We start from the raw sequence: 26,723 nt of genomic DNA, 5'->3' as shown, positions 1-26,723 counted from the left end.
ATGTTCTCCGTCCTCTTCATCAAACGCCCGATCTTCGCGATGGTGATCTCGCTCATCATCATCATCGCGGGGCTTCTTTCGATCTACGTTCTGCCGGTCCAGGAATTTCCCGACGTGGCCCCCCCGACCGTGACGGTCTCCGCCAACTATACGGGGGCCAACGCCTTCGATGTCGAAGAGAGCGTCACACGCCCCCTCGAAGACAAACTCAACGGCGTACAGGGGATGATCTACATCGAATCCTCCAGTACCTCGGCAGGCCAGTCGAAGATCACCGTCTACTTCGAGCCGGGATACGATCTCGATATCGCCGCCGTCGACGTTCAGAACAAGGTCTCGATCGCCGAGCCCTCTCTGCCGGCGGAGGTGAAACAGCAGGGAATCACCGTCAACAAAGAGACGGCCAGTATGGTCTGCGCCGTCACCCTCAGCGGCGACGAGCAATATGACGATGCCTTTTTGAGCAACTTCATCACAATCAACATCCTTGATGAACTGAAGCGGATTCCGGGCGTCGGAAAAGCGGAGATCATGGGAGAGAAGAAGTATGCGATGCGCATATGGCTCGATCCCGACAAACTCAAAGCGCTCGGCATCGCCCCGAACGAGGTGATCGGAGCGATCAAAAGCCAGAACAGGCAGGCATCGCTTGGAAAGATCGGTGCGGCACCGACCTACCGCGACCAGCCCTTCGAGTATGTCCTGACCACCAAAGGACGTCTCGCCACGGTCGATGAGTTTCGAAACATCGTCGTCAAACACCGTAAAGACGGTGCGCTCGTCTACCTCGACGATGTCGGCCGCATCGAACTGGGTGCCGAAAAGTATGACTGGAACGCCGCCCTCAACGGCAAACCGACCGGGATGATCGGCATCTACCAGCTTCCCGGCTCCAACTCCCTCGAGATCCGCAAAAAAGTGGGTGAGACGATGGATCGGCTGAAATCCCGATTCCCCGAAGGAATCGCCTACTCGATCCCCTACGATACGACCCAATATGTCGAGGTGGCGATCGACAACGTCGTGAAAAACCTCTTCATCGCGATTCTACTCGTCATCCTCATCATCTACATCTTCCTGCAATCGTGGCGCCCCACCGTCATCGCTTCGGTCGCCATTCCGGTCTCGCTCATCGGTGCCTTCGCCGTCATGCAGGCGGCCCCCGGCTTTTCGATCAACTTCCTGACGCTCTTTGGCCTGATCCTCGCCATCGGGATCGTCGTGGACGACGTCATTCTCGTCGTCGAAAATGTCGAGATGATCATGAAAAAAGAGCCCGACCTGCCGATCCCCCAGGTGGTGAAAAAGGCGATGATCGAGCTGATCGGGCCGATCATCGCGACGACGCTGGTGCTCGTGGCGGTCTTCGTCCCCGTTTCGATGATGCCGGGCATCACCGGATCGCTCTACCAGCAGTTCGCACTGACGATCTCGTTCGCCGTCATCATCTCCTCGCTCAACGCACTGACCCTCTCGCCGGCACTGAGCGCCATCATTATCAGGCGGCAGGGGCCGGATGCGAAGAAGTTTGTCGGCTTCGAACTTTTCGAGCGCTTCTTCGACCGGCTCACCGCCGGATACACGGCCCTCGTCACACTGCTCGTAAAACTACGCTGGGCCGTCATGACGCTTTTTTTCCTGGCACTCGGCGGGGTCTACTACCTCTTCTCGATCACCCCGACAGGTTTCGTCCCTTCCGAAGACAAGGGTGCGTTTCTCGTCTCCTTCACGCTGCGTCCCGGCAGTACGATCGAACGGACCCTCGATCTGCGCAAAGAGGTGAGTGACGTGGTCGCTAAAATCCCCGGTGTCGCCGACGTCATCGCGATCGACGGCTTCAACGCCATCTCCAACACCCTCGACCCGAGTGCCGGCGTGCTTTTCGTTTCGCTCGAACCGTGGGAGGCGCGAAAAGCGGCGGGAATGGATGTCGAAAGCATCATCCAAACCGTCAACCGCAAAGGTGCGAAATTCACCGAGGCATCCGTCGCCGCCTTCAACCTTCCGGGCATTCCCGGGCTTGGCAGTGTCGGCGGTTTCGACTTCCGGGTACAGGACTACCTGGCGAGCGACCTGGATACCTTCCTCCGCCACGTCCGGGAGCTGATAAAAGAAGCCAACGCCGATCCGCGCATCGGCCGGGCCTTCACCACGTTCGACGCCTCCTATCCGATGTACTACATCGACATTGATCGAAAAAAAGCGAACGCCCTAGGGGTCGACATCGCCAATCTTTTCGCGACGCTGCAGACCTATCTGGGCTCCTATTACATCAACGACTTCACGAAATTCGGAAAGGTCTTCCGCGTCTTCGTCCAGGCCGACAAAGCCTTCCGAAGCGACAAGTCGGACATTTCCAAACTCTTCGTCAAGAGCGCCTACGGCAAGATGGTGCCTATCGGCTCGCTCGTGAAGATCGAAGAGATCACAGGGCCGCAGAACCTCCCGCACTACAACCTCTACCGAGCCATTCAGATCACGGGAAACGCCGCACCGGGCTACAGCTCCGGCCAGGCGATGGCGGCGATGGAGGAGATCGCCGAGCGCCTGCTGCCAAAAACCTACGGCTTCGAGTGGTCGGGAATGTCCTATCAGGAGAAGCTGGCCGGAAACGCGCAGATCTATGTCTTCATCTTTGTCACGATCGTCGTCTTTCTGGTATTGGCGGCGCAGTATGAGAGTTGGATCCTGCCGCTGATGATTCTGCTATCGGTCCCCATCGTCATGATCGGTGCGATCGTCGCCCTGCGGATGGCGGGGCTGCCACTCAACATCTACGCCCAGGTGGGGCTGGTGCTGCTCATCGCCCTCGCCTCCAAAAACGCCATTTTGATCGTCGAGTTCGCCAAAGAGCTACGGGAGAAGGGGCACACCATCTTCGATGCGGCGATCATGGCCGGAAAACTCCGTTTCCGGGCGATCATGATGACGATTCTCTCCTTCGTCTTCGGCGTCATGCCGCTGGCCTTCACGACAGGGGCGGGTGCGATCACCCAGCGCTCGATCGGCGTGGGGCTGTTGGGCGGGATGGTGATGGCAACCGTCGTCAGCACCCTGCTGGTACCGGTGCTTTACGTCGTCCTGGAGACGATGCGCGAGAAATTCGTCGATGTCGAAGAGGAAGTCGCAAGAAGGGAGTCGTTATGAAACCGGGAGTCACCATGATACGTTTGATTTTTTCGCTCATTGCCTTTTCTTCCCTGCTTTCGGCCGAGCCCAAGGTTCTGAAAATCGACGATCTTGTCACGATAGCACTTGAAAAGAGCCCCGACCTCGACATCTGGCGGGCCGACTACAATGCATCGAAACAACGTACCCGCCAAGCCGAAGGGGAGCGCAGACCGCGGGTCGACATCGGTGCCGGCGCCGGAAGCACCGTAGTCAAAAGCGCTTCCATCGATGGAACACAGAGCTCCGGCCTGATGACCGGAACCCTCTCCGTCTCCCAGCTGCTCTACGATTTCGGAAAGACAGGGAAAAAGATCGAAGCCCACCGCCTCGGCACCGACACCGCCCACGCAACGCTGCAGCAGAAGATCTCCGACAAGATTTTCGACGTCAAAGAGGCCTATTACTATGTCCTGCAGGCGAAAAACCTGATCGCGGTCAACGAAGAGAACGTTCGTCTCAACGAAAAACAGCTCCACCGCGCCGAACGCTACTATGAAGCGGGGATCCGCACCAAGATCGACGTTTCCGATGCGAAGGTCAACCTCATCCAGGCCCGAAAATCCCTCAACAGTGCACGCTATGAATACCGTCGTGCACGTATCTGGCTCGAGAAGGTGGCCGGACTCGATCCCCATGCGGTTCCCCACCGCCTCTACGCTCCCGAAATCGACTACGCCAACGCCGACAAAAGCCTACCGGTCATGGAAAAGAGCCTCGAAGAGCTCGTAGCATTCGCTTACAGCCATCGCATGGAACTACGGAGTCACCACAGCCGGATCGAGAGTGCCAAAGCACGCCTGGCAAGTCTCAGGGGCGGCTACTACCCCAAGTTCTTGGCCACACTCGATTATACGCACAACGAAGTGGCCGACAGTGATCTCGAGCTCTATGTCCCAAAAGATCAGGCCAACGCGCTCGTCATCCTGAAGTGGAACCTCTACGAAGGGGGCAAAACCGATGCCCGCATCGAAGAGGCGCGCGCCGAACTGCTCAAGAGACTCGCGCAGTACAACGACGTGAAATCACGTATTCGGCAGGAGGTGGCCGACGCCGTCACCCGGGCACTCAGAAACCGTGACGAGGTGATCTTGGCCCAGAGCCTCGCCGAAGCGGCCAAAGAGAAGTTCGAACAGGCGCAGAAACGCTACGAACACGGCATCGGCGACTATATCGAACTGCAGCAGGCACGCCAGGGGTATATCGACGCTTCCAGCAGCCTCGTCGTCAGCTACTACACTCTCTTCACCTCTCTCGCCGCCGTCGAACGGGCCGTCGGAAAATAGCCGGGGAAAACGTCGTCTGCAGCGGTGTTACACCAAAATATGTTATGATTTTTTAAAAAGTTCAGGAGAGACGATGGGCGGATGGACATGCTCCCACCAAATCGGAAACATTTGCGACCTTCTAGACCAGCCCTGCGAACCGGGTATGAAAGGGTGTACCCTTTACGGTAAAGCGGTCTTCGCCGATCCCAAAACACCGTCCAACGAAGCGGTCGAACGACGTGAAGAGATACGAAGAAAAAAAGAGATGGAAGAGTTGATGGAGCGCGCGAAAAAAGGATTTTAAATCGGAATTTTTTGCAATATTGAGCTACACTGCCGAAACTACCGAGGCAAACAACCATAAACGACTTTGTTTTTTCCGTTTCGTTTGGCCTCGTAAAGCCGTTTGTCCGCTTCCTCAATTATTCCATCGATCGACCGGATCCACTCCGGGTCGACTTCGAAAAGGCCGATACTGATCGTAAATCTCGTTTCTCGATTGCCTTGCTTGAAAAAATGGCCATGCACTTTTCGGCGCACTTTTTCCAAAACACGCAACGCTCCTTCCAAATCCGTATTGGGCATAAGTACGAGAAACTCTTCCCCGCCATAACGAAACAGATAATCGGAACGCCGCATGTTACGCTGCATCAGACGAACCAGTTTGGCGAGAACGAAATCCCCGAACGCGTGTCCGAAAGTATCGTTGATACGTTTGAAATCGTCGATATCGATCATTGCGACGAGCAACGGTTTTCCGGCGAGACGGCTCAGTTCGACCTCTTGGCCGAGAATGGGAGCGATCATCCGTTTGCTGAAAGCACGGGTCAGCCCATCGTACTTCAACTCTTCCGAAATATCGAAGATATTGATGACGAAAAGCAGTGTCTCTATCTCGAGTATAAGCGTCTTGATCTCCTGAAAGAGCGCATAAGCACGTATGTAATCCTCCCGCTTCAAAGTGTAGTGCAACACATAGAGATCTTTGTGAAACTCTATATGTTCGCGCTTTATCTGGTCGAACTCTTCACAGGTATGGGTATGCTCTTTAAGCATATCCAGTTCCTTTCCGAACCGGCACGGCGTCTCGATAAACGCTTCGAGCCTATCGTAATCGAGCGGCTCCTTTTGTACGATTTTGTCCAGCTCCATCATCCAGTCGACATGGATCTTCATCAAATGGGCCACAACAGGGGCATTGGATTTGTTTCTTTTTTTCGTGAGGGTTTGCACAAAGCGATGCATATCGTTGAAAAAATAGCCTTTTGCGATGAAGCGTTCCGCCTCTTCGTAGTAGCGAATGACGGACTCTACGGAGTCTCCATGGGTTTCGGGGTGCAGAAAGAGAGAGATGGTCGCCCGTTCCAGAAAGTTGACCGCTTCGCATATAGATAGAAAAGGGATCTTTCTGTCGTGATGGCTTTTTCCTAGCTCCTCATAGAGTGCCGGATCGAAGATTTCATGTTCGAGATAGTCGATTAAAAGTTTTTTCTGCTTTTCGGCAATCTTCCCGATCTGCTCTTTCGATTCAAAGAAAGAGGACATATTTTTTTGCGCTAGAAACTCATGATAAAAAGCGTCGTAAACGGTATCCAGCTCTTTCTCGCAAAATCGATGGTGCATCACATATCCTTATAAAACCATTGTAGCGGAATTTTGCGAATCACGATGGGTCTATTTGGTTTGAAATCAATTTTTAATACTTCTTTAAGCATGAAAAAAAAAATCGATCTCGTAGATCGTTTCGTACGTGTAATTGCCGAAGATAAAAGTGGGACTCGGTCAAACCTTAAACAAAATATAATTTTATGAAAAATGCTTTGAAGTTCGATATTTAGGGAGCTTGAAGATGGCGCGCTCGACACGATTCGAACGTGTGACCGCTGGTACCGCAAACCAGTGCTCTATCCAGCTGAGCTACGAGCGCATCTCTTTGTGGACGGGAATTATACACCAAATCGTTTTGAATTTCAAGGTTTTTTTGAAAAATTCTCGATTTTTTTCAAAAGATGCATCGGTCCGAAGAGACGGTGGGCGTTTTCATTGAGAATGAAGGTATGGTTGTAGGGATGTTCCATGCATCGATGGCGGAACCTTCCGGCCTCCGGAATCTTTTGAATCATCTTGGCGATATTGCCGAAAAGGATCAGCTCGACGTTGCTATCGATGCGCTCCAAAAGCGTTCCGACGAAGGGTTGCCACGCTTTGGCATGGCGGGTTGAAGCGCGTTTATCCTCGAACAGTAGTGCGGCATTCAGCAGCAATACACCGTTTTTTTCGAAGTTGAGACGCAACTCTTCGATCGAGTCGATCAGATCACGCTTGTCGAGTGCCGCGATCACCTCTTGCGAAAGTTCATCCGGCTGAAGCCTTCCATCGGCGACCAGCGCCATTTTGACGAAATTGCGAAGGCTTGTGGCCCGATTGACCGCTTTGCTCAAACCACTTTCGGAAAATATCGACTCTACCGCACCGTCGATAAATGCATAGCCCGTCGCCGACGCCTCTCTCGGATAGGGATCCTGGCCAAAAAGGATATAGCGGAGTTTCGATTTCGGCAATGTCTTGAAAGCGTTGAAGATGTGCTCTTGCGCAGGGATGTAGCGGCCGTTCTCTACAAACTTCCGGTAGTTCCCATCGAGTGCGTTGTAGGCTGCGGCGATATCGTCGCGCCACTCGGGATGAACTTCAAGCATGAATTTTCGAGAACTTCAAAACGAGTTCCACTTCACCTTTGCCCAGGCGAAGCTGCTTTGCAATACTGGCGCTGTCCAACCCCTGGGCATGCAACTGCAGGATCTTCTGTTCATCGGGGGCGGCGTGTTCAGCGGCGAACGTCACCTGGCGCACTTTGCCGTCGAGCCGCTCGACACGCTCCTGAAGTTCCGTACGAATCTTGTCGATCTGCTCCTGCAGATGCTGAACCTGAAGCGCAAGCGGCTGCAGTTTCTGACCGATTACACGTTCATCGATTTCCAATTCGATCGTCTGTTGCGAAAGCTCGTCCAGCTCCCGCATCACCTTTTTCTGGAACATGTCGACCGTTCTCGAAAGTTTGAATATCTCCTGATTCACACTGTCGATACCAGCTTCCATCATCGCCAGCTTTCGGCCCGTCTCCTTGTCTTTGATCGCCATGTAGATCAACGTTATCAGCATCACCCCGGCAAGGCCTGCAATCATCAAGACCGTTTCATTCACCCTTCTTTCCTTTCATTTCGCGTATCATCACCCGTTCCCTCGCAACCACATAACTGCTCCACTCCTTCTCGTCCCGGTCATGCAGGCGAACGATTTTCGCCATCCGCTCGTCGATCGCATCGAACCATATCCCCATGTCCCGTTTTGGGAAAAGCGGCATCGTGATGCGCCCGTAGTAGCGCTTGCCGGGTTCCAGCATCGACTCTTTGAGTTTAAAGTGTTCAAAACCTATCGACTCGATATGGGCATGATACGGCAGATCGATCCTTTCGGGCTCTTCATGCTTGACGATCTGCGTCAACTGGTCCACTTTGCGATGAAGTTCGATGATCAGATGCAGGAGTACCGGATCGGTCTCTTTCGTCTCGCCGCGCGCCTTGGCGATCTTGAGCCACTGTCCGATCGGGTCGTCGTCGGTCTCGCTCAGGCGTTGAAACTCACGCTCGAAACCCTCGGGATCCCTCTGTGCTACGTCAAAGACTATATCGAGAGGAGCCGGAACGAGTCGTATGTTGTCACTCATCCTGCCATCCTGTCGGCGATGATCAAAAGGAGATAGACAAAACCGAGATAGCCGTTGACAGTGAAGAAGGCGCGGTCGATCTTCGTGAAATCTCTGCTGACGATTCGATGCTCATAGACGAGCATCGCAGCGCCAACAAAAACGGCCAGCCATGCAAAAAAGCCGAGCGACGCCATCGCCGTGAAAAAGGCCCAGAAGAGTACGGCGATCGCATGGAAGATGCGTGCCAGAAAGATCGTACAGTCGCTCCCATACCGCGACGGAATCGAAAAGAGCCCCTGCGCTTTGTCGAACGCCATATCCTGAAGCGAATAGAGCAGATCGAAGCCGGCCACCCAGAACATCACGCCGACTGCAAGCATCATCGACCACATCGGAATCTCCCCTTCGACGGCAACGGCACCGGCGATCGGGGCCAGTCCAAGGGAGAGTCCCAACACCAGGTGCGCGAGCTCGGAAAAGCGCTTGAACCAGGAGTAGCCGCCCAAAACGAGCAATATCGGAAACGAAAGCCAAAAGGCCAGATCGTTGATGATATATGCCGTTGCGATGAAAACGAGTGCATTGATGAGAATCAGAAGGCGCAGCTGGGTCTGTGAAAAGCGCCCGTCGACACTCGGGCGGTTCCGGGTCCGTGGATTGAGTGCGTCGATATCGCGGTCGAGATAGCGGTTGACCAGCATCGCGAAGTTTCTGGCACTCACCGCCGCAAGCACGCCGAGCAGCAGAAGCTGCCAGCCAAACCATCCGTCGGCCGATACGATCATTGCGATAAAGATAAAAGGAAGCGAGAAGACAGAATGTTGAAACATGATCAATTCGTTAAAATCTTTGTACCACTTGACGATCTTCACTGCGACCCTTTTTGTATTGTTTCTACGGATTTTATCATATAATCCATTCCATGAAAACTATTGCGATATTGGGCCCGACCGCTTCGGGAAAAACCGATCTTTCCATAGAGCTCGCCAGACAATACGGCGGTGTCATCCTTTCACTCGATTCGCTCTCGATCTACAAGGAGATCGATATCGCCTCGGCCAAACCGACACTGCATGAGCGTGCAGGTATTCCGCATTTCGGGATCGATGTCGTCACACCCGACAAACACTTCAGTGTCGCCACGTTCATCGATCTTTTCAAAGAGGCCAAAAGATATGCCGAAACGTACGGCAAACACCTTTTTATCGTCGGAGGCACCAGCTTCTACCTGAAAGCCCTGACAGAAGGGATCTCCGACATACCGCCGATCGATGAAAACGTCGAGGCCGAAGTGAAAAAGATCGTTTCGAATCTCTCCGATGCACACAAGCGCCTCGCCTCGATCGATCCCATCTATACCGAAAAAATCGCGCTCAACGACCGCTACCGCATCGAAAAGGGCCTGCAGCTCTATCTTCAGACAGGAAAGGAGCCGAGCCGATATTTTGCCGAACACCCGCCCGCTCCGATCGTTCGTGACCTCTCTCTCTTTGAAATCGGAGTCGAGAGAGTGGAACTTCACCAGCGCATCGAACGCCGTACGGCAAGCATGATCGAAGCCGGTCTTGTCGATGAAGTCTCTGCCTTGGAAAAGCGCTACGGCAGAGAACCAAGTGCGATGAAGGCGATCGGTATCATCGAAGTACTCGACTATTTCGACGGCAAACTCTCTTTTGGACAAATGCAAGAACGCATCGTTATCCACACGCGGCAGCTGGCCAAACGTCAATGCACCTTCAATAGCACACAGTTTCCGCCCCATCCCAAGCTGGGACGCGACGAACTGAAAGAGAAAATCTCAGAAGTTCTGGAGCGTTAGCGCCTCTTCGCAGAGCTTCCGCCACGCTCCGCCCCCTTTGACGGCGGCACACTCCCTGAATGCCTCTTTCGACGCCTTCTGTCTACCTGTCAGACGATAGAGCAGCCCTTTCTCATAGAGCCATCTGCCACGTTTTTCCCCACTCAAAGAGAGTGTTTCCATCCCTTCGGCGATCGCGAGTGCCTCTTTATACTTTTTCTGCGCTTTCAAAAGTCGTATCGCCTCAAATTCTACCCACGGCGAGTAGGGATGGCTCCCTTTGCTGTTTTGCAGGGCGATGAGTCTTTTCAGCATCCAGAACTGCTGAAGCGTATCTCCCGCTTTTTTGGCGCTGTCGTATCCCATCCGATAGATTTCGGCCATACGCATATCGTTCCCGTAGCGTCTGGCCATTTGACGGATGAGGGCTATCTCTTTGGCGTAGTCCGACAGCGCATGGTACGCTTTCACCTCGTCCCACGGAAGATTCGGGCACGCCTTCTCTGCACCTTTTCCACTCAAAGCCCTCACGTCGGCAGAGGCCTTCAGGGCTTCGCGATAACGCCTCAGCGATGTCAGCATATGAACCGATCTGCAAAGCCAGACAATCCGTTCTTTGAGGTTTTTTTCTCCGAGATGTCTCTCCGCGATTTTCAATGCATCCTCATAGCGTGCATACTTGGCATAGCAGCCGTAGAGATAGTCGTCCTCCTTCTCTGCCGTCTCGATGCCATACTTCTCGACCATCGCGATACCAGTTTTACACTCCTTCCGTTTCACGGCTTCGTCAAAAAGCGCTCTGGCCGCCGCGGTGCGAGTCTCTTCGGCCGCCCGTTTCGCTTCCGGCGTTTCGATCGTGTCGATCATATCCGAGAGTGCCAGTACCTCGTCGAAACGTTTTTCTGCCAACAGCACTTTCAGTTTGGCGGCCAAAGCTTTGTCGGCGATCGGGGAGCCTCGATATTCACGCATCAGGCTCTCGTACTTTCTGAGTGCTTCCGTTGCATTGGCATCGTTGCTCATGACGAAGAGTGCATCGAGATTCTCTTTCGCCTTGTCGCTGAATTCACCGTAGGCAAAAGCGTCAAGATACTTTTCATACCAATCGATCGCCGATCTGACATCCCCTTTTTCATCGTACCATTCGGCGATCTCGAACATCACCGTTTCATAGATATCGTCCAGTTTTTTCAGTTTTTTCAGCAATCCCTTATTGATTTCGATCGCCAGGTCGTACGCCCTTCTTGCGGCGAGCTGCTGCGCGATGGAGTGTGCATCCTCTTTCTCTTTGAGAAGAAAATCGGGATTTCTCTTCCATATCTTTTCCAGGTAGGAGACCGCATCTTTCGTCATGCCCCGATCGAGGTAACGGATGGCGAGTTTGTATGCCGCCAACGATGCGACATCGATATCTTTTGCACTGTAGTAGGCTTCGAGATAACGTTTGGTCGCCTCTTTCACCTTGCCGTTGATATAGAGCTGATCGCCAAGATAGATAAGACCGAGATTGGCGAACCGCGTCCCTTTGTGCTCGTTTATGAGACGATCGAAAAAGTAGTTGGCATCGCTGGTAAACCCGGTTGCACTGTAGACACGTGCGAGCAGCAGCAGTACTTCGGGAAGATATTCGTCGGAAGTGTAGCGTTTGATGAAGAGCTTTCCCAATGCGATGATCTCGTCTGCATGCTCTTTCATATCCTCCCTCGCCAGAGATTTGATCTTGTAGCGTAGAAAATCGCTGGCGAAAATGGTGTTCGGGAAACTTTCGAGCGCCTCGCTTGCCAGATCGTACGCTTTTTTGTATTTGCCGCGTTCAAAAGCCTCTTTGACCGCAATGAAGCGTTCGATATCACGATTGTTTTTCATAAAGACGGGATCGCCGTTGATATCCACTGCACCGACCGTGGGAATACTGTATGACTTGAAATCCAGCGGGAACGAGAGTCCGTTTTCGAATTTTCGTTTTTTTCCAAGATAGGGAGGCTGATCTTCATAGCCTATCACGATCCAGTGGTTCGAAATTTTCAGAGGGTGGGTGGAGATTTCCGGATTTTCATGAACGGGTGGAGGAAGCGGGTGGATAAGACTCTGTTTTTTCGGAGCGATCAGACAGACAAAGGCATCTTTTCTCTCTTCGAACCCTATGTCGAAAAAGTCGGTCACGATGGGAGCCAGACGGCTCTCGGGCATCCGTCTGAAGAGACAGCGGTAGGATGTGGGTTCACCCGCTTCGCCCAACACCGTTTCGCAGCGAAACGGTGCACCGTCGCGAATATGCAAGATGACATAACTCTTGTTTTTTTCAATGCCCCGTTTGAGATTGACTGTCAGCGCGTTCAGCGATAGACTGAAAAGAAGTAGGGAGAGGATAAGCCGAAATGAAATACTTGACTCCTGCTCCGTTCAGAGAGGGCTTAAAAGCCGCTCGACTGAACATATGTCGTAATGAACTCCAGCATAGGATCGACCGCCAACACCGCAAATACCGTAAGAAATACGGAGAAACCGATGATCGTCTGAAGCGGTTTGGATGCGTTACGCATATAGACCGTCCCTTCGTTTTCCGCCGGATCTTTGAGGAACATGTAGACGATCAACTTCAGATAGTAGTAGGCTGAAATCGCACTGTTGACCGCCATGATGAGTGCAAGGACGATATAGTCGCTGTTTACCGCGGCACTCATCACATAAAGTTTTCCCCAAAAGAGCGAAAAGGGAGGAACACCGGCCAGTGAGAGCATGAATAGAGCCATCACGACCGCACCCACAGGCATGATTTTGATCATACCGGAAAACTTCTGATACGGATGGTCGTATCGTGAATCCCATATCGACGCTTTGTGACGTGAAACCCACAGCATTGCGAAGGCACCGAGGTTGGTAAAGAGGAAAAGGATCCAGTAAAGGAAGAGTGCACTGTTGGCCTGTGTCGTTCCAATCATGATCGCCGCCATGACGAATCCAGCGTGCGAAATTGAGCTGAACGCGAGCATTCGCTTGACATCGTGCTGCACGAGCGCCATGATATTCGCCATCGTCATCGTGATGACCACGGCAGCGTAGAGAATGTCGCGCATCCAGACGACATCGCTGTGAATGAGCATTTCGAAAACCCTCATCGCAACGACAAAACCGGCGATTTTCGGAACGACAGACATGTACCCCGCCAACGCGGCACTCGCACCTTCGTAGACATCCGGGGTCCATGTATGGAAAGGAACCATGGAAAGTTTGAAACCGAGTGCCGCGATCATAAAGGCGACACCTACGAGGAGGATCGTCATGTTGGCGAATCCACCCTCTGCCAGGACTTCGGAAATCTTGTAAAGCTCGACACTTCCCGTAAGCGCGTAAAAAATCATCGCACCCATGACGTAGAAGCCGGCGGCGAGCGCACCCATCACGAAATACTTGATGGCAGCCTCGAAAGATTTTTCACGGTTGTGCAACGCGATCAACGTATAGAGCGCGAGGCTTGCCGTCTCCAAACCGACGAAGATAAGAATCAGGTTGTCGCTGGCGACCATGAATTGGAATCCTGCTACCATGAAGAGGAAGAGTGCGAAAAACTCCGGATAGCTGTATTCGTGGAATCGCTTGGATGTCAGTGCAAGCGGAATGAACATCATCGATGCCGCCAGAATGATGATCTGCGAAAGGACGGCAAGTCCGTCGATCAACATCACGTCGAAAAAGCCGCGCTCTCCGATTCTTTGGCCGAAGACGACGCCCAAATCGACAAAGAGAATCAGGACACTCAACATGACATAGAGTGTCTTGTCGAGATCTTTCTTGATCAGATCGATGATCAGAATTCCCAATGCACCGACAATCGCTACGAGCATCGGGGCCAGCGTACCGAGGTTCAGTGTCTCCATGCTGACTGAAATTGGCTCTAACATTATTCCGCCTCCCTTTTGATTACCGTCGGTTTGATCACGCTTTTGGCTTCATCGGTAATCGCTTTTTTATGCATAAATGAAACGAGTGATTCGACACTCGTGTTGATCGGTTCGAGGACCGGTTTCGGATAGACACCCAACCAGACAGTGACAAGTACGAGTGACCAGAGCGCCATGCTCTCTTTTCCGTTCAGATCTTTGAGATCTTTGTTCTTTTCGTGTACGACGTCGCCGAAGAAAGACTTCTTGTAGAGCGTCAACATATAGACGGCACCGAGTATGATACTGGTCCCCGCCAGAATCGTCATCGTATGCGATACCTGATAGAAGCCCGCGAGGCTCAGGAACTCACCGACGAAACTCATCGTAAGCGGAAGGCCGACGGACGCCATGACCATGATACCCATGATCGTCGCATAGCGAGGCATCACTTTCGCCAGGCCGCCAAACTCGCTCATCAGTTTCGTGTGGCGTCTGTCGTAAATGACTCCGACGAGCATGAAGAGCGCTCCACTGACGATACCATGGCTAAGCATGAAGAATACCGAGCCGGCAATTCCTTCGGGATTCATCGCGAACGTTCCCAGAACGATGACACCCATATGAGAAACGGAACTGTAGGCGATGACCTGTTTCATGTCCTCCTGTGCGTAGGCGACCATCGCGGTATAGATGATCATGATGAGCGACAGGATCGCGACAGGATAGATCATGTAGACCGAAGCATCTGGAAACATTGGAAGCGGCAGACGTACAAGGCCGTAAGTACCCATTTTAAGCAAAACGGCTGCAAGAATGACCGAACCGATCGTCGGTGCCTGTCCGTGTGCATACGGAAGCCATGTATGGAACGGGAACATTGGAACCTTGATCGCGAGGCCGATGAAAAAGGCGATGAAAAGCCAGATCTGGTAATTCATCGGCAAAATCAGACGATGCCATTCCGTAATCGCGAAACTCCAGACACCTGTTGCCTGGTAATAGAGATAGGCCATGACCAGCATACCGACCAGCATGATAAGCGAACCGGCGAAGGTGTAGAGAAAAAACTTGATCGCGGCGTAGATTCTCAGCTCACCGCCCCATGCACCGATGATATAGAGCATCGGAACGAGCGAGAGTTCCCAGAATACGTAGAAAAGTATCGCATCCAGAGAGAGAAATACACCCACCATCGTCATCTCGAGAAAGAGGAGCGATATGATCATGTTTTTGAGATCTTTTTCGATACTGAGCGCGATAAGCCCGATCAGCGTGATAAAGGTTGAAAGAACGACGATGAACAAAGAGATGCCGTCCACACCGAGATAGTAGCTTATGCCAAAACTCGGAATGAGCGGAAGAATCTCCACGAACTGCATTCCAGGATAACTTCCGTCGAAACTGAACCAGAGCCACAACGAGAGCAGGAATTCAATCGCAGCCACCGATATACCGTATGCCCGGATCGACTCTTTTGAGACGACAAAGCCAAGCAGCCCGGCAACCACCGGGAAGAAAACCAAGACTGATAAAATGTGATCCATACCTACTCCTTAACGCACGGGACTGTAAAAGATGGCTGCAAGCAGCAGAATGAGCAGACCCACTCCCATCCAGCGCAGCATGTTTGAAAGGTTACCGCTTTGAACGACGCGGGAAACCATACCGGATTTGTAAATCGTCGTCGCGATGAAGTCGACGGTTGCATCCACGACTCTGAGATCGAGGTCTTTCCAGAAGATTCTCGAGAGTTCACCATAGGGTTTACAGATGAAATCGTTGTAAATCTTCGGAATGTAATACTGGTTGAAAAGCAGTTTGTAGATGAAAGTCTCTTCCCACTTCTTGCTGAAACCGCCTTTTCCATATTTGTACACAGCGACCGCGATACCCGTCAATGCGATACCCATTGTCACGGCAACGAGAATCCAGAACGTCGCAGTCGAAACATGGTACTCCTCGATCGGAAGTACATACGAGATCATATGAACGAAATCGTGCTCGAAAAATCCTGCGATCACGGCGAGTACGGCAAGTGGTGCCATCGCCCAGAGAACGAACCTGTAAGCTTCATGCGGATGGAAACCGAATATTTTGTATCGTTCTTCACCGAAAAAGACGAGCATGACGAGTCGGAAGCTGTAGAATGCCGTCAAACCCGCTGTCACCCACAATACGGTCCAGAGAACATAGTGGTCGGTCGCGAAGGCCGCTTCCAGAATCTTGTCTTTCGAGAAGAAGCCGGCAAACGGATAGATCCCTGCAAGCGCCAAGGATGCCAGCGTCATCAGGATCATCGTCCATCGCATCTTCTTCGCGAGTCCACCCATCTTGAAGATATCGAGTTCGTCATCCATTGCATGCATGACGTTACCGGCACCCAGGAAGAGAAGCGCTTTGAAGAAGGCATGTGTCATAAGGTGGAAAAGAGCCACCCAGTAGGCGCCGATTCCTGCCGCGACGAACATATAGCCGAGCTGCGACAGTGTCGAGTAGGCGATAATACGTTTCAGGTCTCGATTGACCAGTGCCATCGAAGCAGCGAAAATCGCGACGAACGCTCCGAGACTCGCCACGAAAAGACTCACTTCGGGAACGGCGCTGTAGAGAGGATTGGCACGAATGACAAGATAGACACCCGCCGTAACCATCGTCGCGGCATGGATAAGTGCGGAGACCGGTGTCGGGCCCTCCATCGCATCGGCGAGCCATGTATGTAAAGGGAACTGCGCCGATTTACCCATGGCACCGATAAAGAGAAACGCCGTCGTCATCATCAGGATCGTACTGTCCATCTGGTCGACCTGCGCGAAGACTTCATCATACTGGAGACTTCCGAAGTTCCAGTAGACAAGGAAGATGCCGATAAGCATGCCGAGGTCCGCGATGCGGTTCATGATAAACGCTTCGTTCGCAGCCCATGACGCACTTTCGCGCTCGTACCAGAATCCAATCAATGCCCAGGAGCAGAGGCCGACGCCTTCCCATCCGATAAACAGACCCGCGAAGTTGTCGCTCATGACCAGAACCATCATCGAAAAGACGAAAGCGGAAAGCCACGCGAAGAATCGGTTGAACGAACGATCATGGTCCATATAACCGATCGAATAGACATGGACGACAGTCGAAACGGTCGTGACGACGAACATCATCGTCGCGGTAACCTGGTCAACCACAAATCCGAACGGAATATAGAGTCCACCCGCGTGGATCCAATCCATCATCTTGACGTGTACGACTTCGCCGTGCACGACATGCATCAACAGTACAACGGAGCTGATCCACGAAACAAACAGCAGTGTCGATGTCGCGATCCCTGTAACGAGAGTTTTCGGCTTGTCAGCGAAAATTGCTGCAAAGAGTGATCCGACAAGCGGAGCAAACAGTGCAATATAAAGATATGTTTCCATGTGCTTCCTTTACCCGTGCATCGACTGCATAGAATCGAGATCAAGCGTACCGCGGCGCTTGTACCAGACTATCATCAGACCCAGACCGACAGCTACTTCACTCGCCGCGACGGCGACGATGAAGAAAGCGAACATCTGACCGGTCAGGTCGCCGTAAAACTTTGAGATCGCTGCAAACCCGATGTTGACCGCGTTAAGCAGAATTTCCGTCGAAAAGAGCAGCAACAGCAGATTCTTTCTGCGGTAGACACCGATCAAACCGATACAAAAGAGTATGGCCGAAAGGATCAGGTAGTGACTGAGTGTAATCATTTGGCACCCTTTTCTTGAAATTCGTCTTCGATTTTGAGCGTAAGGCTCTCATCCATCTTTTTGCCTGCCAGGATGATTCCGGCGATCATCGCGACCAACAGCATCACCGCCGCTACTTCGAACGGTACGAGATATTTGGTAAAGAGAACGACACCTACCGCCTGAGGGTTTTCAACCCCTTCCGCCATCGGATAGAGCGCTTGAATATGGTCGGAAACGATCGGAGCGACAAACGCGATGACAAGCAGCAACGCCGTCATGCCACTGAGTAGAAAAACCAGTTTCGGCGCGCGGATATTCTCTTTGACTTCACGTGTCGTATCGAAGAACATCATTCCGAAAGCATACAGTGCCATCACTGCGCCCGTATAGACGATAATCTGTACGACACCCAAAAAATCGGCATCGAGCAGAAAGAAAAACCCGGAAATCATAATCATCCCCGCAGCCAGTGCACTCATCGAGTAGAGTGCATTTTTGCTCATCACGGTGATCCAGAACATGACGATCGTAACCGCACTGAAGAGATAAAATGCTATTGCTTCAAACATTATCCAATCCTTAATACGCCAACGGCGTTTTCTTGATACGCTCATCCGCGTTGGGGCTGACAGCGCCGAATCCTGGGAACTCTTCCTGCTTGCCTTCTTTCAGAAAGTCGAGTGGTGTGAGCATGTCCTCTTTCAGTACGAAGTGCGCACGCTGCTCACTGGCGTTCTCATAGCGAGGCCCATGAACGATCGCAAGCTCGGGGCACACCTCTGCACAGTAGCCGCAGAAGATACATCGGCCCAGGTTGATCGTGTATTCCGTTACCTCTTTACGCTGATTTTCATCGTATCGAGTGTCCATTCGGATACAGTTGGCGATACATATCTTTTCGCACAGCCCGCATCCGATACAGCGCTCGTAGCCGCTCTCAAGCAGCCGGTAGAGCTTGTGTACCGCGCGGTACCGGGGAGAGATCGGAAGTTTCTCCAGCGGATACTTCACCGTATGGATATTGAACTTGACCATTTCACGAAAAACGACCCAAAGGCCGACGAAAAGTTCACCCTTGAAGGTTCGCTTGACGACCTGTTTGAATTTATCCATCGACTTGACCGGCGGCTTGTCCACCGGAATATAGGTGTAGTTTTGCATAACGTTTCTATCTTTGAACTGTTCCAGACTCATTCTCTCCCCCTTACATCATCAATACGATGCCGGTAACGACAACGTTAATTACAGCGATCGGCATCAACACTTTCCAACAGAGCCACATCAACTGATCCGGTCGCACATGCGGCCAGGCAGCGCGTGTCCACAGGAAGAAGAAGAATATGAACGTCACTTTCAGCACGATCGCCAATCCTCCCGGGATGAATCCCCAATCGTTGAAACCGCCCAAGAACAGAAGGCTGGCCAGGAAGCCGAGCGTAATCATGTTCGCATACTCTCCGATAAAGAACATCCCCCAGCGCATGCCCGAATATTCCGTCGCATAACCGGAGACGATCTCCGCTTCATGTTCGAGAAGGTCGAACGGCGTTCGGTTGGTTTCCGCGAATCCCGCGATGAGAAAGAGCACGAACGCTACCGGCTGCTTCCAGACGATCCAGTCGGTAAAACCGCCCACTTGATAGTTGTTGATATCGATCAAAGAGAGTGAACCGACCAGCATCAGCGGAGCGAGGATACTCAGTCCCGTAACGACTTCGTAACTCAGCAGCTGAATCGCCGTACGGGCCGCTCCCAGAAGTCCCCATTTGTTCGCACTCGCCATACCGGCAAGAAGCGGAGCGAAAAGGCCGCTCGCCATAACGCCCAGTACGAAGAGTACCCCGACGTTGATATCCGCGATGATCGGATGGATCGTCACGCCGAAGATCGTGAATTCCGGAAGAAGCGGAACCGCCGCGAGGGCGATGAAAGCCGTCGCCGCACCGATGATCGGCGCAATCATAAAGATCGGTTTGACGGAGTTTTGGGGAACGATATCCTCTTTCGTGAAGAGTTTGATACCGTCTGCCAGGACCTGAAGCAAGCCGTACGGACCGACATGCATCGGCCCGAGTCGTCGCTGCATGAAGGCCAGGATCTTACGCTCGAGATAGGTTCCGAACCCTGCAAGTGCCGAGAAGAGACCCAGCACGACAAGGATCTTGACAATCGTTGCGATTACAAATTCTGTTAATGTCATGGCTTACACCTTTTCTACGTTTACGTTTTGGAATCGATTGGATGCAAAGAGTCTGCCCGCTTCGATGTCCGGATCGAAATCCGGCACCATGACAATCTCTCCACCGATAAACTTGTCGGCCTGGACCGGAAGTTCAACCGTACCGCCGGGTAGCGTTATGCGTACTTTGTCTCCTTCGTTGAGACCGAGCGCTTCGAGTTTTTCGGGTGATACATAGAGTTTCGCTTCGGTCGCGATCTCATGTGCTCTCTTGGTGAACTCGCTGAACTGGAGCACGGGATTGCATCGGTAGGCGATTTCACCCTCCATTCCCGACGCTTTATCGAACTTTTCGACAGTGGTTTTGATGCGGCGTACTTTTTTCGCCTCGAGACGATATCCCCGTACCTCTTCGCCGCTGTTGGTGTAGTGGTTCGGAAGATCGTCGAATTCGAGAGGTTTGAACCCTTTCTCTTCCGGCAATGCCATAGTGTAATCGACGGTCAACCTGGCCTCGAGCCCCAGTGCATTGCCCAGGTCGTTTAGAACGTAACCTTTGTATCCGAGTGCGACATTGGTCGGAACGACACGTTTGTCGGCAATCGTCAGCGTTCCTTCCTGTTGGTTGAGCGCAGGCATGTCGAGATCGCCCTCTCCGCTCGCACTCAGTACGAAATCGCCCTTAGCGTTGTAGCCGATAACAAAATCACCCGCTTCGTCGTCGAGATCGCAGATGAGGCTGACACCCAGCGTATTGGTTTTGCTCGGCAGGATCACGACGCTGAAGTTCGTATGCTGTTCGATAAGTCCGGCAAGTTTCGCGAGATTCTCCGCTTTCGGATGATCGAACAGGTCTTCGCCCAGAATAATGGAGAACTTCTCTTTTTTCGCAAGCATCTTGACCATTTTGTCATCGAAATCCTCCGGCGCCCCCAGAATATCGAGGAGTCCGTTCACATCGACGTTGATCTCTTTTTTGACCTTTTTCGGAACCATTTTGGTCACCTCTTCGGTTACCTCTTTCTCTTCGCCCGTCTCTTCGTCTTTGACCTTCTTCGTAACGGTTTCGGTTACTTTCTCCTTGATCGTCTCTTCGATGGTCTTCTTTCCTTTTTTGTGAAAAGACGCCAAATATTTCACAACCTCTTTCGGTAGGGTCTCTTTGTTGCCGAAGAGGTCGAGAATCAGATACATTGCCGCTTCTTCGAGACCGGGTTTGTGGTTGATGCAAATCAGATTTTTACCGAAGCTTTCGACGACCGGATCTTTGACCGGATGGAAGTAGAGCCCCGCCCCCTTGTTCATCTTGATGGCGTTGTTAAACGCAAATCTCGCACGGGGATTGTCACTTTTGAGCTGAGAACCGATGCTGACGACGAAATCGCTGTGGTGGACGTCGTTCAGATCGCCACTGTAGAGCGTGCTTCCCGCCGTTTTGGAGAAGGTTTCCATAAACTTCTGAAAGCGTCTTGCATCCTCATTGACAAGCTTGTAGCCATGTTTCTCTTTCAGCCGCTGTAAAATCAGTGCCTCTTCATTGGTGATGACCGATGAAAAGCGGATTGTGTCCGCCTTTTTGAAGGCTTCGATCGCTTTGTCGAAAGCCGCTTCGTCCTTGCCTTCGGTGCGGTTTTCGAAGTCGTAGCCAAAACGTCCCGCTCCGCAAAGCGAAACGTAGTTCCACTCGTTTTTGACACGATAGATCTTCGGTTCGGGGTTGTCGATACTGGTGTGCTTGACATCGTAATAGAGATGGCATCCGGCACTGCAGTGGGCACAGGCGGCAGGAATGGAGTTGAGCTCCCATGCGTTGGACGTGTACTGGAAATCGCTGCTGACAAGCGCACCGACCGGACAGACCGCAATACACTCACCGCAGTCGGTACACTCGAGTGTCTCACCCGTCGTCGGGCCGATGAGCGACTTGTTGAGCTTGTTCCACATCGCATAGGCGTCTTTGGGCATCTCGCTCTTGAGCTCTTTGTCGAGTGGATCACCACCGCGCGGAACCGTTTTGAGTGCCGCATCGCCGATCATATCCTTGCAGACCGTCACACACCGTTCACAGACGATGCAAAGTGCCGGATCGTAGTGGATAAGTCCCCAATCCTGCGCCACACGATGGGTGTCTCGAATGGCATAATGCTGTTGGTCGACACCCATTTCGAGCGTGTAGTTCTGCAGTTCGCACTCGCCCGACTGGTCGCATACGCCGCACTCGAGCGGATGGTTGACGTCGTAGACCTCCATGATCGCACGGCGCTCCGCTGCGATATTTTCGGTCAGCGTCGTAATTTCCATACCGTCTTTGGCTTTGGCGTTACAGGCGTAAACCTGCTTTCCGTCGGCCTCCACCAGACAGATACGGCAGGCCAGGGTCGGACTGCAACGTGTCAGGTAGCAGATGGCTGGGATGAAAATGTCGTTGGCGCGTGCGACGTTGAGGATATACTCGCCCTCTTTCGTCTTACACTCTTTCCCGTCTATCTTGATCGTAATATCACTCATAGTTATTGTCCCACTACTTCAATTTTGCTTTGGCTGTATCGATAGATTGAAGATAGCAAATCTTCTCTTAATCCCAAGTCAAAGGTCGGATTGAGCGCGATCGTACCCTTCAGGTCTGGGTCGATTTTAAACACACGCTCCATCTCGACTCCCCCAACATGCAACTTGACCCGCATCCCCTCTTTCAGTTTCGCGGCCATCGCAAACTGTTGTGAACCGAACAGAACCGGTTCCTCTTTGCTCAACTGCGATGCACGATAGGTTTGCGGACCGAACTGCAGTACCGGATCGCAACGGTAGAGAATCGCCCCGTTGAACTCCGGAAGGTCCGCCACCTCTTCGAGCGTCGAATCGACTGAATGTTTCATTCTCTTGAGCTCATACCCGCGTACTTCACCCTCTTTGTTGCTGAAGTAGTATGGGATGTCGTCGAATCGTACGGTTTCGAATCCCTTCTCCTGAGGCAACTGCTCTGTATAGTCGATCGTATAGCGTGCTTCGACACCCAATTCGATCGCGATATCGTTGAGAACGTATCCATGAAACGGCAGGGCCACATTGGTCGGCACGACACGCTTGTCAAGCGTGGTGAACGTTCCCTCCTGCTGGTTGAGCGCCGGCATGTCCAGATCGCCCTCTCCCAGAGAACTGAGTACGAAATCTCCCGGTGCATTGTAGCCAATCGTGTAATTTCCCGCTTTCTCATCCAGATCGCAGACAAGGGCGACCCCAAGTGAATTGGTCTTGGGTGCAACCGGCAGTACGCTGACCCCGCCAAAGCGTTCGAAGAGTGCCGCAAGACGCGCGATCTGTTCGGCTCTCGGATGATTGATGCAGTCTTCACCGATCACGAGGGCGATACGCTTGCATCGTGCCAGCGATTTTTTGACCGCTTCGAGTTCCTCTTCACCGACATTGCTCTCGGCACTGAGATACCCTTCGTCCAGATCGTTCAGGAAACTCTCGATCTTCTTGACGTCGACTTTGCCTTCGAGCATAGTCTTGGCAAGCATCGCAAGCACGCCCTCTTCGGTACCGACTTCGTATTTCACAAACTGTGTCACGACATTTTGCATCTGTTTGTCTTCCATCGGATGCATATAGACGACACGCGCGTTATGACGCTTGGAAGCCATCGTGATGTGATAGCGTACCGCAGGGTTGTCGGTCAGGATGCGCGAACCCATCACGATCACACCGTCGGCGTCGGCCAATGATTCGAGCGAACCGTTGAAGAGGGTCTTACCGCTCATCGTCGCATAGCTTTCGAGGAATCTTTGATAGTTTCTCGCGTCTTCGTTGAGAAGTTTGTAGCCGTGCTTCTCTTTGAGCTTCTGCAAAATCATTGCCTCTTCGTTGGTGATGCGGCTCGTAAAGCGTATCGTATCGGCTTTTTTAAAAGCTTCGATCGCTTTTTCAAACGACTCTTTGTCTTTGCCTTGCACATGGTTTTCAAAGTCGAATCCAAAGCGCCCCGCACCGCAGAGTGTCGAAAACTCGAACTCGTTTGTGGCACGGTAGAGCTTCTGCTCGCCCGCTTCGCACGTTCCGGCATATTTGCGCTCGTAGTTGAGTGCACATCCTGCACTGCAGTGGGCACAACTGGCCGGAATCTTCTCGAGCTCCCAGGCATTGGCTTTGTACTGGAAGTCGGTACTGATCAGTGCACCGACCGGACATACAGCCACACACTCGCCGCAGTTGGTACACTCGAGCTCTTCGGTTCCCTTTGGCTGAATGCGTGAATTGTAGCCCCCGAAATAGATCTCGATCGCATCGTCACCGATCACTTCGTTACAGACATGCACACACTTTTCACACAAAATACAAAGCGACTCGTCGTAGCCGATGAACTCCCATTTGCGTAGGTCGCGCTTGTGCTCTTTCGCCGAAAACTCCTGGCTGTCGACACCGAACTCGAGCGTCTTGTTCTGAAGATCGCACGCTCCGCTCTTGTCACAGACGCCGCATTCGAGCGGATGGTTGACATCGTATAGCTTCATAATGTTCTGACGGTGGCCGAAGAGTTCGGGTGAATTGGTCCGAACCTCCATCCCGTCGAGCACAGGTGCCTGGCAGCTGAGGATAAACCCATCCGCCCCTTTCACCTCCACGACACAAAGCCGGCAGGAAGCGATCGGCTTCACTTTGCTCAGGTAGCACATCGTCGGAATGTAGAGTCCCGCACGGCGTGCTGCCTGCAGGATCGTTTCACCCTTTTTAGCTTCGATTTTCTGGCCGTCGATTGTCAATGTAATCATGGACATTTCCTTATACAGCCGTCATCGCGATATAGTAGCATCGCATGCAGCGTTCTGCTTCGGCGATCGCCTCTTCCTGCGTAAAACCAAGGTTGACCTCGCGGTTATTGTCGCGGCGCTCTTCGACCGAAAGTTTTTCGCTAACCTGCCGCGGAAGTCCGGGCAGCCAACCAGTTACCTTCTCGTTTTTGTCATAGACACGCAGTTTTCGCAGATGATCTTCCATGATCTCTTCGTCCGTCAGGGTAATTTCACCCGTTTTGACATAGCGCGAAATTACGGAAGCGGCACGCTTCGCCTGACCGACGGCATTGACGATCGTCATCGGGCCGTACTCGCAATCACCGGCCGCAAAGAGGCCTTTGCGGCTCGTCATATAGTCACGGCCGTTCGTTTTGAGCGTTCCCCAACTGGTAAGCTCGAGCTCCCACTCTTCCGGAAGCAGGCTCAGGTCCGCAGCCTGGCTGACGGCAGGAATCAGGAAATCGCACTCGATGATGAAATCGGCGCCTTCGATCTTGACCAACTGTGGGCGCCCGCCATCCGGATCGGGTACCAGTTCGAAACGGTTGCACTTGAGTGCCTTCAAACGCCCATTTTCATCTTCGATGATCTCTTCGACCGCCGAGTGGAAGATGAACTCGACACCCTCTTCGACCGCTTCATGGTACTCTTCATACGTCGTGTTGCGAATGATCGTCTTCTCGTCGCGGCGATAGAGCATGATCACCTTTTCCGCATTGGCACGGATCGAACAGCGCACGACATCCATCGAGGTGAAACCACCACCGACACAGACAACCGTCTTGCCTGTCAGATCGACCGGCTTTCCGATCCCGTATTTGACATAGAGGTTTATCTCGTCGAGGAAACTGATCGCGCCCCAGTAGCCCGGCATATCTTCGCGTTCGTTCTTCGCCCGTACCTTCTTGCTCAGACGTGTCCCGAACGACAGCAGCGTCGCGTCGTACTCTTCGTCGAATTTGCGGAGCATATCGGCATCGACTCTGGTGTTCATGATGAAGTTGGTGCCGACACTTTTTGCCAATTCGATATCTTTGTTGTAGCGATCGACCGGCATTCGGTATTCAGGAACACCGACAGCCACTTCACCGCCAAGAACAGGCAACTCTTCATAGACGTCGCACTGAATCCCTTCGAGGCCGAGATAGTAGGCTGCCGTAAGGCCCGCAGGGCCCGCACCGACGATCGCCACTTTTTTGTCGATCTTCTCTTTCGCCGGCTCCTTGGGATGCAGCCACTCGAGCCCGTGGTCGGTTTCATAGTCGGCGCCGAGACGCTTGAGCTCCATAATCGAGATCGGCTCGTCGAGATTGGCCCGGCGGCACTCGTCTTCACACGGATGCGGACAGACACGGCCGCAGGTATGTGCAAGCGGCATCGTCTGACGCGTCGCTTTGAGCGAGTCGTCGTAACGCAAGTCACGAACCCCCTCGATATAGGCGGGAATGTCGACATGCGTAGGACAGGCATCCATACATGGTGCCGTCACTTTCGCGATGTAGTTCACCTCTTCGAGATGATAATCTTTGCTCGGCTTCTTGTTTTCGATGAGATCCATAAAAGTGTCATGGTAGTGCTCCATCATATCCAGAAGCGGTTTGGGAACCGTCCGTCCGATTTCACACTTGGATGTCTCCATCATCGTACGCGACACATCTTTGAGATGCTCGAGATCGCTCGCTTCCCCTTCGCCGCGGGCGATTTTGTCCATCAGGTCGTACAAAATACGTCCACCCCATCGACCCGGCGCGCAACGGCCGCACGCTTCCGAATACTTCTGGTAGGTCGCCGCATACTCGGTGCCCAGGCGTACGACATCGACCGCTTCGTCGAATATGGCGAATCCGTCCCAGCCGATAAAGGCTTTGGCGTTACGGTCCGCTTCGTACTGCTCCGGCAGTTTGTATGTCGACTCAACCCACTCCTCTTCGGGTTTGCCGCGGTTGTCGATAAACTCACCGCGCCAGGTCGAGAAAACCACTCGGGCCACTACTTTTTCCTTCTCACCACGATGGTCCAGTCGGCTTCGTTGAACTTGAGCGAGTTGAGCAACTCATGTCCAGCTTCCTTGACCATGTCCGCAGTTTTCTGAATCGGGCTGAAGTCGCCGATCTCGAACAGGAAAATCGCAACCTCGCCGACCTGCGTCTTTGTCTCCAACAGTTCCATCATTCTGTCGTAAAAATCATCATGAAGATGGCGTAAATCGTAACGTACCATACT

At 52.6% G+C, this 26,723-nt stretch carries 21 protein-coding genes and 1 tRNA gene; 4 read left to right on the top strand and 18 right to left on the bottom strand.

Features of this window, described 5'->3' with window-relative positions:
- From QUD54_RS08305 to QUD54_RS08295, 3 genes are all read left to right on the top strand, one after another.
- Positions 1–3,147 (top strand): efflux RND transporter permease subunit, encoded by a 3,147-nt coding sequence (locus QUD54_RS08305; protein ID WP_286336262.1) that lies wholly within the window; start codon positions 1–3, stop codon positions 3,145–3,147.
- 14 nt (positions 3,148–3,161) lie between these two features.
- Entirely contained in the window at positions 3,162–4,454 is a 1,293-nt protein-coding gene (locus QUD54_RS08300) for a TolC family protein (RefSeq protein ID WP_286336261.1), read from the top strand.
- 73 nt (positions 4,455–4,527) lie between these two features.
- Positions 4,528–4,740 carry a hypothetical protein gene (locus tag QUD54_RS08295; protein WP_286336260.1) on the top strand — a complete coding sequence of 71 codons (213 nt, stop codon included), beginning with the start codon at positions 4,528–4,530 and terminating at the stop codon, positions 4,738–4,740.
- 38 nt (positions 4,741–4,778) lie between these two features.
- Here QUD54_RS08295 and QUD54_RS08290 read toward each other — a convergent pair whose 3' ends face one another.
- The 6 genes from QUD54_RS08290 to mqnP form a co-directional block, all read right to left on the bottom strand.
- Positions 4,779–6,059 carry a GGDEF domain-containing protein gene (locus QUD54_RS08290; RefSeq protein ID WP_286336259.1) on the bottom strand — a complete coding sequence of 427 codons (1,281 nt, stop codon included), beginning with the start codon at positions 6,057–6,059 and terminating at the stop codon, positions 4,779–4,781.
- A gap of 227 nt (positions 6,060–6,286) precedes the next feature.
- A tRNA-Arg gene (locus tag QUD54_RS08285) sits at positions 6,287–6,363 on the bottom strand.
- A 43-nt stretch (positions 6,364–6,406) separates the two neighbouring features.
- The gene (locus QUD54_RS08280) at positions 6,407–7,132 is read right to left on the bottom strand and encodes a uracil-DNA glycosylase family protein (RefSeq protein WP_286336258.1); all 726 of its coding nucleotides are present in this window, start codon (positions 7,130–7,132) and stop codon (positions 6,407–6,409) included.
- Positions 7,125–7,637 carry a DUF6115 domain-containing protein gene (locus tag QUD54_RS08275; RefSeq protein ID WP_286336257.1) on the bottom strand — a complete coding sequence of 171 codons (513 nt, stop codon included), beginning with the start codon at positions 7,635–7,637 and terminating at the stop codon, positions 7,125–7,127. The genes QUD54_RS08280 and QUD54_RS08275 overlap by 8 nt, the downstream gene beginning before the upstream one ends.
- A complete protein-coding gene (locus QUD54_RS08270) occupies positions 7,630–8,160 on the bottom strand; it encodes a hypothetical protein (protein ID WP_286336256.1) in 531 nt (176 codons plus the stop codon). Before QUD54_RS08270 ends, QUD54_RS08275 begins: the two co-directional genes overlap by 8 nt.
- On the bottom strand, positions 8,157–8,972 hold the full coding sequence (mqnP, locus tag QUD54_RS08265; RefSeq protein WP_286338031.1) for a menaquinone biosynthesis prenyltransferase MqnP: 816 nt from the start codon (positions 8,970–8,972) through the stop codon (positions 8,157–8,159). Before mqnP ends, QUD54_RS08270 begins: the two co-directional genes overlap by 4 nt.
- A gap of 92 nt (positions 8,973–9,064) precedes the next feature.
- Between mqnP and miaA the strand changes: the two genes are divergently transcribed.
- On the top strand, positions 9,065–9,961 hold the full coding sequence (miaA, locus tag QUD54_RS08260; protein ID WP_286336255.1) for a tRNA (adenosine(37)-N6)-dimethylallyltransferase MiaA: 897 nt from the start codon (positions 9,065–9,067) through the stop codon (positions 9,959–9,961).
- On the opposite strand, the gene QUD54_RS08255 is transcribed toward miaA, so the two are convergent.
- The 12 genes from QUD54_RS08255 to QUD54_RS08200 all read right to left on the bottom strand — a co-directional run bounded on the left by QUD54_RS08255 (position 9,941) and on the right by QUD54_RS08200 (position 26,720).
- Positions 9,941–12,220, bottom strand: coding sequence for a tetratricopeptide repeat protein (locus QUD54_RS08255; protein WP_286336254.1), 2,280 nt, complete (start codon positions 12,218–12,220; stop codon positions 9,941–9,943). The two genes, miaA and QUD54_RS08255, sit on opposite strands and share 21 nt — an antisense overlap.
- Before the next feature lie 134 nt (positions 12,221–12,354).
- Positions 12,355–13,842, bottom strand: coding sequence for an NADH-quinone oxidoreductase subunit NuoN (nuoN, locus tag QUD54_RS08250; protein WP_286336253.1), 1,488 nt, complete (start codon positions 13,840–13,842; stop codon positions 12,355–12,357).
- Complete coding sequence (locus tag QUD54_RS08245; RefSeq protein WP_286336252.1) at positions 13,842–15,368, bottom strand: NADH-quinone oxidoreductase subunit M; 1,527 nt, start codon at positions 15,366–15,368, stop codon at positions 13,842–13,844. The genes nuoN and QUD54_RS08245 overlap by 1 nt, the downstream gene beginning before the upstream one ends.
- A 9-nt stretch (positions 15,369–15,377) precedes the next feature.
- A complete protein-coding gene (nuoL, locus tag QUD54_RS08240; RefSeq protein WP_286336251.1) occupies positions 15,378–17,234 on the bottom strand; it encodes an NADH-quinone oxidoreductase subunit L in 1,857 nt (618 codons plus the stop codon).
- Between the two features lie 9 nt (positions 17,235–17,243).
- Positions 17,244–17,546 (bottom strand): NADH-quinone oxidoreductase subunit NuoK, encoded by a 303-nt coding sequence (nuoK, locus tag QUD54_RS08235; RefSeq protein ID WP_286336250.1) that lies wholly within the window; start codon positions 17,544–17,546, stop codon positions 17,244–17,246.
- Positions 17,543–18,097 carry an NADH-quinone oxidoreductase subunit J gene (locus QUD54_RS08230; protein ID WP_286336249.1) on the bottom strand — a complete coding sequence of 185 codons (555 nt, stop codon included), beginning with the start codon at positions 18,095–18,097 and terminating at the stop codon, positions 17,543–17,545. Before QUD54_RS08230 ends, nuoK begins: the two co-directional genes overlap by 4 nt.
- Before the next feature lie 10 nt (positions 18,098–18,107).
- Entirely contained in the window at positions 18,108–18,722 is a 615-nt protein-coding gene (gene nuoI / locus QUD54_RS08225; RefSeq protein ID WP_286336248.1) for an NADH-quinone oxidoreductase subunit NuoI, read from the bottom strand.
- A gap of 10 nt (positions 18,723–18,732) precedes the next feature.
- Positions 18,733–19,728, bottom strand: a complete 996-nt coding sequence (gene nuoH / locus QUD54_RS08220) for an NADH-quinone oxidoreductase subunit NuoH (protein ID WP_286336247.1) — start codon at positions 19,726–19,728, stop codon at positions 18,733–18,735.
- A gap of 3 nt (positions 19,729–19,731) precedes the next feature.
- Entirely contained in the window at positions 19,732–22,215 is a 2,484-nt protein-coding gene (locus QUD54_RS08215; protein WP_286336246.1) for an NADH-quinone oxidoreductase subunit G, read from the bottom strand.
- A 2-nt stretch (positions 22,216–22,217) separates the two neighbouring features.
- Entirely contained in the window at positions 22,218–24,476 is a 2,259-nt protein-coding gene (locus tag QUD54_RS08210; protein WP_320051520.1) for a 2Fe-2S iron-sulfur cluster-binding protein, read from the bottom strand.
- 10 nt (positions 24,477–24,486) lie between these two features.
- On the bottom strand, positions 24,487–26,490 hold the full coding sequence (locus QUD54_RS08205) for an FAD-dependent oxidoreductase (RefSeq protein WP_286336244.1): 2,004 nt from the start codon (positions 26,488–26,490) through the stop codon (positions 24,487–24,489).
- The gene (locus QUD54_RS08200) at positions 26,490–26,720 is read right to left on the bottom strand and encodes an NADH-ubiquinone oxidoreductase subunit E family protein (RefSeq protein ID WP_286336243.1); all 231 of its coding nucleotides are present in this window, start codon (positions 26,718–26,720) and stop codon (positions 26,490–26,492) included. The genes QUD54_RS08205 and QUD54_RS08200 overlap by 1 nt, the downstream gene beginning before the upstream one ends.
- Between the last annotated feature and the right edge of the window lie 3 nt (positions 26,721–26,723).

Origin of the sequence: Hydrogenimonas cancrithermarum (assembly GCF_030296055.1) — a bacterium.
Lineage (GTDB): Bacteria > Campylobacterota > Campylobacteria > Campylobacterales > Hydrogenimonadaceae > Hydrogenimonas > Hydrogenimonas cancrithermarum.
Note: the sequence above shows the minus strand (reverse complement) of the source record. Positions and strands in the feature narration are given on the sequence as shown.

Bases quoted from the DNA above. Each gene is read 5' to 3' on its own strand.
- QUD54_RS08305 (WP_286336262.1), top strand. From the start codon at position 1: ATGTTCTCCGTCCTCTTCATCAAACGCCCGATCTTCGCGATGGTGATC.
- QUD54_RS08300 (WP_286336261.1), top strand. From the start codon at position 3,162: ATGATACGTTTGATTTTTTCGCTCATTGCCTTTTCTTCCCTGCTTTCG.
- QUD54_RS08295 (WP_286336260.1), top strand. From the start codon at position 4,528: ATGGGCGGATGGACATGCTCCCACCAAATCGGAAACATTTGCGACCTT.
- QUD54_RS08290 (WP_286336259.1), bottom strand. From the start codon at position 6,059: ATGCACCATCGATTTTGCGAGAAAGAGCTGGATACCGTTTACGACGCT.
- QUD54_RS08280 (WP_286336258.1), bottom strand. From the start codon at position 7,132: ATGCTTGAAGTTCATCCCGAGTGGCGCGACGATATCGCCGCAGCCTAC.
- QUD54_RS08270 (WP_286336256.1), bottom strand. From the start codon at position 8,160: ATGAGTGACAACATACGACTCGTTCCGGCTCCTCTCGATATAGTCTTT.
- mqnP (WP_286338031.1), bottom strand. From the start codon at position 8,972: ATGTTTCAACATTCTGTCTTCTCGCTTCCTTTTATCTTTATCGCAATG.
- miaA (WP_286336255.1), top strand. From the start codon at position 9,065: ATGAAAACTATTGCGATATTGGGCCCGACCGCTTCGGGAAAAACCGAT.
- nuoN (WP_286336253.1), bottom strand. From the start codon at position 13,842: ATGTTAGAGCCAATTTCAGTCAGCATGGAGACACTGAACCTCGGTACG.
- QUD54_RS08245 (WP_286336252.1), bottom strand. From the start codon at position 15,368: ATGGATCACATTTTATCAGTCTTGGTTTTCTTCCCGGTGGTTGCCGGG.
- nuoL (WP_286336251.1), bottom strand. From the start codon at position 17,234: ATGGAAACATATCTTTATATTGCACTGTTTGCTCCGCTTGTCGGATCA.
- nuoK (WP_286336250.1), bottom strand. From the start codon at position 17,546: ATGATTACACTCAGTCACTACCTGATCCTTTCGGCCATACTCTTTTGT.
- QUD54_RS08230 (WP_286336249.1), bottom strand. From the start codon at position 18,097: ATGTTTGAAGCAATAGCATTTTATCTCTTCAGTGCGGTTACGATCGTC.
- nuoI (WP_286336248.1), bottom strand. From the start codon at position 18,722: ATGAGTCTGGAACAGTTCAAAGATAGAAACGTTATGCAAAACTACACC.
- nuoH (WP_286336247.1), bottom strand. From the start codon at position 19,728: ATGACATTAACAGAATTTGTAATCGCAACGATTGTCAAGATCCTTGTC.
- QUD54_RS08215 (WP_286336246.1), bottom strand. From the start codon at position 22,215: ATGAGTGATATTACGATCAAGATAGACGGGAAAGAGTGTAAGACGAAA.
- QUD54_RS08210 (WP_320051520.1), bottom strand. From the start codon at position 24,476: ATGATTACATTGACAATCGACGGCCAGAAAATCGAAGCTAAAAAGGGT.
- QUD54_RS08200 (WP_286336243.1), bottom strand. From the start codon at position 26,720: ATGGTACGTTACGATTTACGCCATCTTCATGATGATTTTTACGACAGA.